This window comes from Campylobacter sp. RM19073 (assembly GCF_024723495.1).
In the GTDB taxonomy this organism is placed as follows: Bacteria; Campylobacterota; Campylobacteria; order Campylobacterales; family Campylobacteraceae; genus Campylobacter; species Campylobacter porcelli.
This window is the reverse complement of sequence record NZ_JANQCT010000014.1, coordinates 22964-35007: the sequence shown is the minus strand read 5'-3', so window position 1 is coordinate 35007 and position 12044 is coordinate 22964. Positions and strand designations below refer to the sequence as shown.

The following is a 12044-nucleotide window of genomic DNA, read 5'->3' as shown; positions in this document are numbered from 1 at the left end:
ATAATATTATTAAAATTAGCTTAGGATTATGATTAAGCCAATCCAAGCTTGTAAATTAGACTATCTCGCATTTGGTAGTAATTGTTTTTTGATATTCTTATGTAATTTAAGAGCTTATAAATTTGCTATTTTTTAAATTTAAGTAAATATTTAGATAAAAAAAAGGGGGGGGGTAAAGAGCTAGATCTTAAGAGCAATAAGTGCAAAATATATGACAATAGACCACTAATTTGCCGTATTGATGAAATGTATGGTTTATTTAATAAGATTTGGAGTAGAGAGAAGTTTTATTCCATTAATGCTAAGGCTTGTAATGAAGGCTTGAAAACATTGATGAGAATTTCAGAATAAAAGAAGAATTTTAAGGAGATAATATGCCAATTACCATTAATACCTATAGTAGCTGGTTGGATAGTAGATTCAGTTGGAGCTATAGAAAGAAGTGAAGAGCAAAAAATGTATGTTTATGCTGTTGATGCCTTTAAACTTATTCAAGATAAAACAAATGAAGCATTTAAGCAATTAGGCGAAGAAAAACAAAGAACCCTTAATGGGACATTGGAGCGTTTTGCAGCACTAATTGCTAGAGTGGAAACTGCCAATGATGATTATGTAGTAGAAATCAATGGTAAAGATATTGAGCTTGCTAAAATTGGCTATAGTGTGTTTGGACTAAGTTCTATGTTGAGTGGTGTGATTGCTGCTGGTGGAGCTGGTACTTTGGCTGGACTTGGTGCTTTTGGTGGCTATTTTCTATTGAAATTGTGGTAAAATTTTAAACATTTTTTAGGAGACTACAATGGCGGAATTTAATGAAAAAGACTACAAAAGTTTTTTTGCTGAGTTTGAAAAGGCTTATAATGAGTATGAAAACAAAGTAAAAGAGCGTAGGGCTCGTGGAATTCATGATTATAATATTTTTGATGTGCTTGAAACAAAAGAGGTAAAACACTCAAAATTTATAGCCTCTTTGCTAGACCCAAAGGGACTGCATTATCAAGGCGATTTATTTTTGCGTGAGTTTATAAATGCTTGCGGTATAAGTGATTTTGGACTTGATGCTTCAAATGCGCTAGTTTATAGAGAATATAAAAATATTGATATTTATATAACCGATGGCGATAAACACATAATAATAGAAAATAAACTCTGGACTAGCGACCACGATGAACAAGTCGCAAGATATATACGAATTATTATAGGCGAAATAGGCGAACAAAACGAAGATTCATTAAGCGAAATTTATGAGAGAATTTTGGTTTTATATCTTACACCTTCTGATGATGTAATTAAAAAGTTAGATGGAATTGATGAAGTCAAAAATGATTCTTTGATAATCGACAATAATGAAATCGCTTTTAAACACATTTCTTATAAGAAAGAAATTATAGAGTGGTTGTGCAGAGTAAAAGATGAAATTACGAATTTGATGGATTTAACCGCGATAATTTCACAATACGAAAAAGCAGTAAAAATATTAACAAATCAAGGAGAAAAAATGGCGAATGATATAGTAAAAGAGCAAATTAGAAGCAACTATGAGCTTTGTGCTGCAATATACGATAATTTTAAAAGCGTAGAAATAGAATTAGGAATAGAATTAACAAATAACGTTTTTGAAAAAGTTTATAACGAGCTAAACAATAATTTGGAAATTCAAAATAATTGGACATTGTCATTTAACAAGTTTGAAAATAAAGATTGGTTGGAAAATAAATTTATTTGTGTTATTGAAATAAAACCAAAAGAACTAAACTATGATAAATATGTTAGCTTTGTTGTAGAAAGAGACAGGAATGAGATATTATATGGTTTTCCTAAAAACAATGATGAAATCAAACTAGAAGACATGGATATACAAATACGATGTAGTGGTTGGTATTTAGCTGGTGATTTTGCCTTTGAAAAAATGACATTAAAAGATTTTATTTTAAAGAATATCAAGAATGAAAACAGTGTTGAAGAATATATTAATAGGATTTTAAGCGATATAAAAAAGGGTAAAGATAAATTAAAAGAAATAAATAATAAAATCAATGGAGATTAGTAATAAAAATCATTTAGCTAAGTAAAAATACTTAGCTAAAACTCTACATTATACGCTTAGGTTGTGATTTTTATATTTTTCCTTTTTTATTGTGGATAAAGAGCTTCTTTTTATAGATACGCTATTGCTAGTATATCCTTGTAAAGTCCCACCAGCCAAAGGTATATTGAGACTTGAGCGACCATTTTTATCATATAAATAGGCAAAAGTGCCTTATAAGTGTGCTTTACCGCAAAGTATAGTTTAAGCTAAAACCTATAAAAATCGCACTTTTATGGGCTTTTGATATTTACTTGCGCTTGATAATGGTAAGTTTAAGAAATTTCACTTCAAAAGCGTAAATAGTGTGGAGATTTTAGAGCAAAAGTTTAGTGTAGATGAGCAGTTTCTAAGCAAAATCCAAGGGGCAGAATCTGCGTGGTTTGACCCTGAAAAAGCTTTATAGTAAGGCTATGAATAAGCAAAGAGCAGATGAAATAACAGAGCTTGTGACTTCTAATTTGCCAGCTTTAATTGCCAAAATAGAAAGGTTAGAACTAGCAGTAGAACAAGCTCATATGAAGCGAATGATGGCACTAGACTCAGCATTTAGCGATTATGCCAATGCTAAGTTTAGTGGAGAATTCTCTGCTATTTTTACATCGCTTGATAATATTTGTAAGCTACACGGCACAGAGCTAAAAATAAGAACAAAAGAGGATTTAAAAACTTTTGTAAATAGTGGAGATGGAAAGCTATATTATAGATAATACTTTTTATTAGATTATTTAAGTGGGTTGTTAAGATAAAGCTTTTAAATATTGTTGGTATTTTAAAAGGATAAAATAAAATTATTGTATAAAAAAATAAAAATGGTGGAGGTGTGCGGGATCGAACCGCAGTCCAAAAATAACAAACCCACAGCCTCTACATGCTTAGCAGAAGTGAAATTTTCACTCAGCCTTGCTCACTTCCCAAAACAACTAGCCAAGCTAAGACTAAAATTCGCCTTGATACTCGTCAAATACCAAAACTACACTATCTAAGGATTACTCGCTTGTTTAGCTAGATAGTATCGCCAAATAGCAAGACTCAACTGAACTTACGCAGCTTTAGCGTAAGCAGGAGCGAATTTAACGTTGTTTGCGTTTAATTTTAATTTAGGCTTTTTAAGCTATGCCAAAAGCTGCATGCCACCGTGACCTCACTACTCCTGTCGAAGCCAAGTCACCCCCATAAAAGGCTGGAATAATACTCAAATTTAGCTTAAAGATTAATTAAAAATTTTATTTGGAATGGCGATGATTTTGGGATTTAATATCCTTAAATATATCTCATCATTTTCTATATCATCTAAGTAGCCTTGCAATTGATCCACTACTAAAAGAAGCCAATCTATTAGCTCATTTGAAGCAGTCGCACCTGTAGTGTGGCTGGATTTTAATCTACTTGTAATATCTTCTACGATTGTTGTTAATTTGACTATTTGATCTAGTTTTAGATATTGACTTGCGGTTTTGAGATTGTGAAAAATTCTATAAAGCTCACTGCTACTATCATCAAATTTATCGCTACGGCTTAAATTTACAATGAGTTTATCAAGAGTGCCATTTATAAATCCAAAATGAGTAAGATAATCTTCTATAATGTCTAATTCATAATTTGCTTCTAATTCTTTTAATAAACCCATCGCTTGCTCTTTAGATTTTTGTCAAATTGTAACAAAATTTAAGTTAAATTTAGTAAAATATTTCAAAAAATTAAAGGAAATGTGTGAAAAAAGTAACAATCGGCGATTTGGTCGCTAAGAAAAATAGGGAAAAAATCGTTATGATTACTGCCTATGATGCTTTGTTTGCTAGGCTTTTTGATGATTATGCGGATATGATTTTAGTAGGCGATAGTCTAAATATGAGCTTTGGTGGTAAAAATGAGACTATAGGGCTTAGCGTAGATGAGATGATATATCACGCAAAGGCCGTTCAAATGGGTGCTAAGAGAGCATTTTTGGTCGTGGATATGCCTTTTGGCTCAACTATAACTCCAGAAATTACATTAAAAAATGCTGTGAAAATTTATAAAAATACTCTTTGCGATGCTGTGAAAATCGAAGGTTCAAAAGAGATGGCTCAGACGATAAAATTATTAAATCAAAATGGAATTGCCGTTATCGCTCACATAGGTTTAAAGCCACAACTTTCAAGAAAAGAGGGCGGATATAGGGTCGCTGGAAAAGATGAGAATGAGGCAAATGCTATTATCGAAGATGCCTTGGCCTTAGAAGCAGCCGGGGCAAAAATGGTGCTGATAGAAGGGGTGCCAAGCCATCTAGCAAAAAGAGTTACACAAGCTCTTAGTGTGCCTACAATTGGTATTGGAGCTGGAAGCGATACTGATGGGCAGGTGCTGGTATGGAGCGATGCGTTTGGGTTTTATGATGAGTTTAAGCCTAAATTTGTCAAGAGATATTTAGATGGGGCGAATTTGATTCGTGAAGCGATGAAAAAATACGCTGATGAAGTAAAAAATATTAAATTTCCAAGTCAAGAATATGAATATACAAAATAGTAAAATAGTAGATATTCGCTTGCCTAGCGAGTGGCTTGAGTTTGGGATATTAAATGGGTCGCATTTGATTACTTATGCGAATTTAAGCGGTAAGGTTAATCCGCTATTTGTAAGCTCTATTGAGAGTATATTTAAAAAAGATGATGAATTTTATCTAATGTGCGCTACTGCAACTCGCTCTAAAGATGCGTTAAAACTGCTTAAAAAGCATGGTTTTAGCAATGTTAAAGAGATTAGGGGTGGGGCGTATTATTATGAGAAAATGGGTGCGAAATTTGATAAATTTGAGTTATAGGACTGGGATTTGGATAGGATTGTAGAGATTGAGAGAGTTAGCTTTGATGCTGAGTATGAGGTTAGTTTAAGGCCTTCAAGTTTTGCTGAATATATAGGTCAAGATAAGATTAAGGCAAATTTAGAGGTTTTTATAGCTGCGGCTAAAAAGCGTGGCGAGTGTCTAGATCACGCCTTATTTTATGGGCCTCCAGGACTTGGGAAGACCACTTTGGCTCATATCATTGCTTCTAAGATGGAGGCAAATATCAAGATAACTTCAGCCCCAATGATAGAAAAAAGTGGCGATTTGGCTGCGATTTTGACAAATTTAGAAGAGGGCGATGTGCTATTTATAGATGAAATTCACCGCCTTAGTCCAGCTATTGAAGAGGTGCTTTACTCAGCTATGGAGGATTTTCGGCTTGATATTATCATAGGTAGCGGCCCAGCAGCGCAGACAATCAAGATTGATATTCCTAAATTTACTCTAATAGGTGCTACTACTAGAGCTGGTATGATCTCAGCACCGCTTCGTGATCGCTTTGGAATGCAGTTTAGATTGCAGTTTTATAGTGCTGATGAGCTAGGAGAGATTATATCCTTAGCAGCAAATAAATTAGGCAAGGCTACTAGTAAAGATGCTAGTTTAGAAATAGCAAGGCGTAGTCGTGGAACGCCTAGAATAGCACTTAGATTGCTTAGGAGAATTAGGGATTTTGCTGAAGTGGCCGATGAGAGCAGTATCAGCTCTAAAAGGGCTAAGATGGCGCTTGATAGCCTAGGAGTAAATGAGCTTGGATTTGATGAGATGGATCTTAAATATCTTAATATCTTAGCATACTCTACTCGTGCTTTGGGGCTTTCTACTATAGCTGCGGCTTTGAGCGAAGATGAGGGCACTATAGAAGATGTTATCGAGCCATATCTATTAAGCAATGGATATATCCAAAGGACCGCAAAGGGTAGAATACTAAGCGATCAAACTTATAAAATTTTTGGCAAACAGCCACCAAAGCATATGATTAATGAGTCTGATAAAGGGCTTTTTGATGAGTGAAAAATTACGCACTAGCAAGGTATTTTACTCTGGATTTTTGCTTGTTTTATTGGCGGCTTTATTGTATCTTTTTAAAGATTATTTGATGACTATGTCAATTGGGATTTTACTAGCTATATCAACTCTAAGCATTCAAAAATTTAGCCTAAAAATAAGCAAAAATAGCCAAATTTTAGCCACTATCATTACTATGATTATCCTTTTTGCTATATTTTGTTTGCCATTTTTTTATCTTATATTTTCCTTAATAAAATATATCTCAAATTTAGATATAAATACCATAAATGAAACCATAAATCAGATTAAAAACTATAATATTATAATTTTGGATAAATTTGGATTTTTAGAGCCAAAAATTGTAGATTTCTTAGCCAATTTGGATTTAGAAGGGGTAGCGAAAAAATCCATAGGGTATCTTAGCTTAACTCTTAATAATGGCGTAAATTTCATTGTAGATATGGGATTTATTATGATATTTATATTTTTTACTCACTATTATGGGGCTTATCTTAGTAGCTATGTGGCAAGTGTAGCACCGATTGCAACTAAGGAGATAAAAGAGATATTTAGCGAAGTGGCAAATACTATGAGCGTGGTATTTTACTCCACAATTGCTAATATGCTATTACAAGGGGTTTTATTTGCTTTGATAGCTAGCTTTTATGGATATGATGGGGTGCTATTTGGGGTTTTATTTGCTTTTGCTTCGCTGATACCAGTTATTGGTGGGGCTTTGATTTTTGTGCCGCTGTGTATATATGAATTGAGCGTTTCTAGGTGGATTAATGCTATTATAATTGCGATTTATACTATAGTTGTGATATCTACTTTGGCTGATAATTTCATCAAGCCTTTGATAATTAAATTTATAAGCCGCAAATTAATTGGTGATGAGACTAGGATAAATGAGCTTTTAATCTTTTTTTCTATGATGGCTGGGCTATCTAGCTTTGGATTTTGGGGGATTGTGTTAGGTCCTGCGATTTTAACGCTTTTTATAGCTTCTTTTAGGGTTTATGTGAAAAGATGAGTAAATTTGAGTTTAATGGCGATACGCTGAGTTTATTTGGGAGATGGGATTATCGGGCGAAAAAGGACGATTTAAAGAGATTAAAAAGCTTAAAACCATCTAAGATTGATTTAGCTAATTTAGAGCATATTGATTATGCTATGGCGATATTTTTGAGTAAGAATTTGGGTGAATTTCATCTAGTTAATTCTAATGATAAATTTGATAAAATCTTTGCTTTAGTGCGTGATAAGCGGATTTTAAATTTAGCAATTGACAAGTCAAGGGATATAAATTTAATTGAGCAAGTTGGCAAATCAATCATCGATATACGGCATAATATTGTGAATTTTTGTATATTTTTGGGAGAGTTTTTGTTTGTGTTGATCGCTGGATTTAAAGAGCCATTTAAGATTAGATTTCAAGAGCTTTCTAATCATATTAAAACTGCTGGTTTTGGGTCTGTGGGGATAGTGGGGCTTACTAGTTTTTTAATTGGTGTGGTTTTAGCCTATCAAGGTGCTAGTATGCTTAGTCAATTTGGTGCTAGTATCTATGTGGTGGATATTATGGGGATAATGACCTTGCGTGAGGTTGGGCCTTTGATAGCTGCGATTGTGATAGCTGGTAGGTCTGCTTCTAGCTATACAGCGCAAATTGGCGTGATGAAGATAACTGAAGAGATAGAAGCTATGAAAACTATGGGCTTTGATCCATTTAAATTTGTTGTTATGCCTAGGATTATGGCACTTATCATCGCTGTGCCTTTGGTGGTCTTTTTAGCCAATGCAATTAGCATTTTAGCCCAGATGATAGTGTGTAAAATATATTTAGATTTTAGCTTTTATGAGTATTTACAAAGATTTAAAGAGAGTGTGGAGCTAAGGCATTTTTTTGTAGGGATGATTAAGACGCCGTTTTTTGGTGCTGTAATTGGACTGATTGGTTGTATGAGGGGATTTGAGGTTAGTGGAAGCACAAATAGTGTAGGTCAGCTAACTACTAAAAGTGTGGTAAATGCGATATTTTGGATTATTGCTTTAGATGCGTTATTTTCAGTGATTTATACAGAGCTTGGCGTATGATAGTTGGTAAAGATATAGTAACTACTTATAATGATAGAATCATTAATGATGGGGCAAATTTTCATATAAAAAGCGGTGAGATTTATGGTCTTTTGGGTGGGTCTGGAAGTGGTAAAACCACGCTTTTAAAAACCATGATATTTTTAAAAAAGCCAAGTAGCGGAAGTGTGAAGATTGGCGGGGTGGATATTTGGAGAGCATCTTTAAAAGAGCAAGAGAGCATTAAGTTACAAATGGGGGTTATGTTTCAGTTTGGGGCGCTTTTTAGTAATATGAGTGTTTTGGATAATATTGGAATTATGCTTAGGGAGTATAGTGAATTTAGCCAAAATGATATAGATGAAGTGGCTAAAATGTGGCTTATAAAAGTTGGATTAAAACCAAATGCGATGAGTTTGTATCCTAGTGAGTTAAGTGGTGGAATGAAAAAGAGAGTGGCGTTAGCTAGGGCTTTAGCACTTAGTCCAAGGGTGCTATTTTTAGATGAGCCAAACTCCGGACTTGACCCTATAAGTGCTAGGGCGATGGATAGATTGATTTGTGAAATTAGGGATAGCTTGGGTGTTACTATAATTATGGTAACTCACGATGTAGATAGTATATTTAATATTTTGGATAGATTTTTGATAGTGGATAATAAGAAGATTGTATTTGAGGGGGATTTAAAACAAGCTTTGGAATTTAAAGACAATCCATTAAAAGATCTATTTATGATGAGGTAGGATATGGAAAATAGAAATTCATACTTTATAGTCGGGCTATTTTTTTGCTTAGTTGTTGGCTTTATGGGGGTGTTTTTACTCTTTATGCAAGGGCATAATGGTAAGGATATGAGAGATTATTATATCGTTACAAAGGAGCTACCAAATGGGATTAAAAAAGATAGCGAAGTTCGCTTTATAGGGGTTCCAGTAGGATATGTGAAGGATATTTATTTTAGCAATCCAAGTCTAGCTACTATTGAAATTTGGCTTAGCGTAGATGATAATTTACCTATAAAAATCGATAGCAAAGCCATTGTAGAGAGATCTGGTATTAGCGGGATTGCTCATATTAATATCACAAAAGGTAGCGATGAGGCTAGGGTATTTGATAAAAAAGAGCGAGCCGAGCTTATGATGGGTGAGGGCTTATTAGATAAAATTGGCTCTAAAACGGCAAATTTGACAGATAGCTTAGATAGGATTGCAAATAAGATTGATATATCTTTAAAGCAAGAGAATATAGATAAATTGATAAATTCGATTGATCGTCTAAATTCGCTTATGAATGTCATAGCAAGTTATGAAAATTTGGAGAAAATTGATAATATTATATCAAACATAAATGGTATAACTAGCGATTTAAATGGGGCAAATTTACAAAATGTGATTTTAAATTTAGATAAAACTATAAATAGCGTAGGTGGGACTTGGGCTAGTATTGATAGTAGGGTCAAAGATGGACAAATGGATTTTAAATCCATCGTTGCCCCGACTTTGAATTTAGCCACTGATAGCATTTCGCAGCTAAATGATCTATTAATTCAGATAAAAAATAATTTAAATAATTTGGAGGATAATCCTTATGAGTTTTTCTTTAAAAATAGAGATGATAAGTAGAATTTTTGCAAGTTTAGTTTTAGCATTTATCCTAAGTGGCTGCCTGGCTAAAGATGCTTCAAAATTAGATTACTACGAGCTTGGATATGATGAGAGTAATAAAAATTTAATTTGCGATAGACGAGCGGATACATTTATACAATTATCATATATCAAGGTACAAAATGGCTACGATAGCAGAGATATTATCATTAAAGATGGTATTAATATATCTAAAATGGAAAATGTAAAATATATCTCCAGCCCAAAAGATATGCTTAAGAAGGCCTTTGAGCTATATCTATATAATAACTGCCATTTAAAGCTAAGTAGCCAAGCGAAATTGCAACTTGGCTTAAATATAATTGAGATGAGTATTAGAGATGATTATGCTTTTATCCAGATTGCTTTAGAGCTAAAAGATGGCGATAAGATGGTATTAAGCGATATAGTAACAATCCAGCAAGATTATGAAGCCAACCCTATAAGTGCTTTAAATTTAGCCTTAAACAAGGCTTTAGAGCGTATTCATAGCTTGGTATTGGGATTATAAATTTAAATTTGATCTGTTGATAATGCTATTTGCGGTGAGATATTTTGCTATTTTTATATAGATTAAGGTGGTTAAATTAATATTAGCGTAAGGTTATACTAAATCTAGCTAATATTGTAAAGCTGAATTTAAACAATATTATAAAATCAAGCCTAGAAATTTAGGCTTGAGAGATTATTATTCAGGTTTTACAGTCTCTACGATCTCTTTTTGACAAGTCTCCATATCCACTTGTTCTAAAGTAGCGATAATTCCCATACCCACAACCATCCAACTACCACCGCTTGGCTGTTTAAAGCTAGTAAATTTTGTCCCCTTTTTTGAATTTAAATAGCTTAAAGTGGCTAAATTATCATTGCCACTATATCGGCCTCTATTTTTTAGTAAATTTAAGCCAAAAGTATAGCCAAAGACCAAAACCAAACATAATAATAGATAGAATTTGCCCCATACTTAGCCCAAATGCTACAAACCCAATACCAAAATCAGGCTCTCTATAAAATTCACAGATAAATCGCATAATCGGATAAAGCATAGCATAAAGGGCGATTAATTCGCCATTAAATCTCTTATAACGCCTATAAAGGTATAAAATAATAAATATCGCCACCCCTTCAAGCACAGCTTCATATATCTGACTAGGATGGCGAAGCGCTCCAGCACTCATCACACCCCAGCTTACATCCGTTACACGACCTATTAACTCTTGATTTAAAAAGTTACCAATCCTGCCAAATATATAACCCAAAGGCACACTAATAGCCACAAGGTCTAAATATAAAAGTATATTTTGTTTAAATACACGGCAAAATAGCAAGGTAGCAACGACAAATCCGATCACCGCACCATGATAGCTCATACCTCTAATCCCTACAAATTCACCATTAGCAAAGGGATTAAATATCTGCCATGGATGAGTAAGGTAGTATAGTGTATTTGGGTCATATATGATGATATATCCTATTCTAGCTCCCAAAATTACGCCAATCTCAACCCAAAAAAAATAGCTGTCCAAAAGTGAATTTGAGATAGCAATCTTATCTTTTTTGACAAAATATTTAGCAGCCCAAAGTGCGATTAATAGGGCTAAAACATACATAATTCCATACCAATGCACATTTATTCCAAATAGGCTAAATGCCACTGGGTTCATATTTAAATAGATTAAATTCCAGCTATTTAATATCAATTTTAAGCCCCAAATTTACCTTAATTGTTTTGATGAAGTCTATTATCAATTCAGCCATAGCTTGATAATATGGCGTTTTGGCGTTATATCTTAAAAATTTAGCAAATAGTATAAGGCTAGGAAGGAAAAAATCTACCAAATACAGCCCTAGCAAAGCGTGGGTTTTATCATTTGTGTCATTTTTAAATATCACTCCAAGAAGTGAAAACATATTGGATATATGCGTATCTCGAAGGTGCGAAAAAGGCTTATTAAAATTTATCTGTTTATAAAAATTATTAATATCTTCATCGCTGATTTGCTTAAAAAATTTTAAAGAACAAGCACCCTTAAAGCTATCTAAATCCGCTACAATCTCGCTAGCAGTGCAATGCGATAAGGTTTTGGCTAAAAGCTCATTGCCTTTAGCATTTTCTGGATTTTGTGTTTTTAAAACCCAATTTGGCTTTAGTTTTTTAAGAGCTTCATCTGTGATGGCATTTGCAAAATTAGTTGCAAAAATCATACAAATCATGGAGTATGCGTCAGCTACTTTCATAAATTTCCTTAAATTTTTGGCTGATTTTAGCTAAATTTTGCTTAAAACTCAGACAAACCTTTGATCGCATCTATACCATATTTTTTTGAATTTCGATTATAGCGTTATCAATTTTACTATCGTATTGATAAAAACGCATCAAGATTAAAGTGAATAAAGATAA

At 33.4% G+C, this 12044-nt stretch carries 16 protein-coding genes and 1 other RNA gene; 12 read left to right on the top strand and 5 right to left on the bottom strand.

The genetic code is table 11. The features are described from left to right. Window positions 1-120: 120 nt before the first annotated feature. The 4 genes from CSUIS19073_RS06115 to CSUIS19073_RS06100 all read left to right on the top strand — a co-directional run bounded on the left by CSUIS19073_RS06115 (window position 121) and on the right by CSUIS19073_RS06100 (window position 2796). Window positions 121-351, top strand: coding sequence for a YkgJ family cysteine cluster protein (locus tag CSUIS19073_RS06115; protein ID WP_086242580.1), 231 nt, complete (start codon window positions 121-123; stop codon window positions 349-351). A gap of 105 nt (window positions 352-456) precedes the next feature. Next, complete coding sequence (locus tag CSUIS19073_RS06110; protein WP_086237791.1) at window positions 457-771, top strand: hypothetical protein; 315 nt, start codon at window positions 457-459, stop codon at window positions 769-771. Between the two features lie 28 nt (window positions 772-799). Next, the gene (locus CSUIS19073_RS06105) at window positions 800-2047 is read left to right on the top strand and encodes a PDDEXK-like family protein (protein WP_086242581.1); all 1248 of its coding nucleotides are present in this window, start codon (window positions 800-802) and stop codon (window positions 2045-2047) included. Between the two features lie 452 nt (window positions 2048-2499). Further along, complete coding sequence (locus tag CSUIS19073_RS06100; RefSeq protein WP_086242582.1) at window positions 2500-2796, top strand: hypothetical protein; 297 nt, start codon at window positions 2500-2502, stop codon at window positions 2794-2796. A gap of 103 nt (window positions 2797-2899) precedes the next feature. Here CSUIS19073_RS06100 and ssrA read toward each other — a convergent pair. Next, window positions 2900-3261, bottom strand: a transfer-messenger RNA (tmRNA) gene (ssrA, locus tag CSUIS19073_RS06095). 38 nt (window positions 3262-3299) lie between these two features. After that, entirely contained in the window at window positions 3300-3716 is a 417-nt protein-coding gene (locus CSUIS19073_RS06090; RefSeq protein ID WP_086242583.1) for a phosphorelay protein, read from the bottom strand. Between the two features lie 83 nt (window positions 3717-3799). Between CSUIS19073_RS06090 and panB the strand changes: the two genes are divergently transcribed. Genes panB through CSUIS19073_RS06050 form a run of 8 tightly spaced genes read left to right on the top strand, consistent with a single transcriptional unit; the run spans window position 3800 to window position 10154 of the window. Then, the gene (gene panB / locus CSUIS19073_RS06085) at window positions 3800-4594 is read left to right on the top strand and encodes a 3-methyl-2-oxobutanoate hydroxymethyltransferase (RefSeq protein ID WP_086237841.1); all 795 of its coding nucleotides are present in this window, start codon (window positions 3800-3802) and stop codon (window positions 4592-4594) included. Beyond that, a complete protein-coding gene (locus CSUIS19073_RS06080; protein ID WP_086242584.1) occupies window positions 4578-4889 on the top strand; it encodes a rhodanese-like domain-containing protein in 312 nt (103 codons plus the stop codon). The genes panB and CSUIS19073_RS06080 overlap by 17 nt, the downstream gene beginning before the upstream one ends. A 9-nt stretch (window positions 4890-4898) precedes the next feature. Next, entirely contained in the window at window positions 4899-5927 is a 1029-nt protein-coding gene (gene ruvB / locus CSUIS19073_RS06075; RefSeq protein WP_086237843.1) for a Holliday junction branch migration DNA helicase RuvB, read from the top strand. Further along, window positions 5920-6957 carry an AI-2E family transporter gene (locus CSUIS19073_RS06070; protein ID WP_086242585.1) on the top strand — a complete coding sequence of 346 codons (1038 nt, stop codon included), beginning with the start codon at window positions 5920-5922 and terminating at the stop codon, window positions 6955-6957. The genes ruvB and CSUIS19073_RS06070 overlap by 8 nt, the downstream gene beginning before the upstream one ends. Continuing rightward, window positions 6954-8021 carry an MlaE family ABC transporter permease gene (locus CSUIS19073_RS06065; RefSeq protein WP_086242586.1) on the top strand — a complete coding sequence of 356 codons (1068 nt, stop codon included), beginning with the start codon at window positions 6954-6956 and terminating at the stop codon, window positions 8019-8021. The genes CSUIS19073_RS06070 and CSUIS19073_RS06065 overlap by 4 nt, the downstream gene beginning before the upstream one ends. Further along, window positions 8018-8743 (top strand): ABC transporter ATP-binding protein, encoded by a 726-nt coding sequence (locus tag CSUIS19073_RS06060; RefSeq protein ID WP_086237846.1) that lies wholly within the window; start codon window positions 8018-8020, stop codon window positions 8741-8743. The genes CSUIS19073_RS06065 and CSUIS19073_RS06060 overlap by 4 nt, the downstream gene beginning before the upstream one ends. A 3-nt stretch (window positions 8744-8746) precedes the next feature. Then, entirely contained in the window at window positions 8747-9622 is an 876-nt protein-coding gene (locus tag CSUIS19073_RS06055; RefSeq protein WP_086237847.1) for an MlaD family protein, read from the top strand. Continuing rightward, window positions 9588-10154: a hypothetical protein gene (locus CSUIS19073_RS06050; protein ID WP_086237848.1), complete on the top strand. Its 567-nt coding sequence runs from the start codon at window positions 9588-9590 to the stop codon at window positions 10152-10154. Before CSUIS19073_RS06055 ends, CSUIS19073_RS06050 begins: the two co-directional genes overlap by 35 nt. Before the next feature lie 177 nt (window positions 10155-10331). Here the strand turns inward: CSUIS19073_RS06050 and CSUIS19073_RS06045 are convergent, their stop codons facing one another. Genes CSUIS19073_RS06045 through CSUIS19073_RS06035 form a run of 3 tightly spaced genes read right to left on the bottom strand, consistent with a single transcriptional unit; the run spans window position 10332 to window position 11881 of the window. Next, window positions 10332-10571: a hypothetical protein gene (locus CSUIS19073_RS06045; RefSeq protein WP_086237849.1), complete on the bottom strand. Its 240-nt coding sequence runs from the start codon at window positions 10569-10571 to the stop codon at window positions 10332-10334. Next, window positions 10528-11307 (bottom strand): prolipoprotein diacylglyceryl transferase, encoded by a 780-nt coding sequence (lgt, locus tag CSUIS19073_RS06040; protein ID WP_086237865.1) that lies wholly within the window; start codon window positions 11305-11307, stop codon window positions 10528-10530. Before lgt ends, CSUIS19073_RS06045 begins: the two co-directional genes overlap by 44 nt. A 22-nt stretch (window positions 11308-11329) precedes the next feature. After that, a complete protein-coding gene (locus tag CSUIS19073_RS06035) occupies window positions 11330-11881 on the bottom strand; it encodes a hypothetical protein (protein ID WP_086237850.1) in 552 nt (183 codons plus the stop codon). Window positions 11882-12044 lie beyond the last annotated feature (163 nt).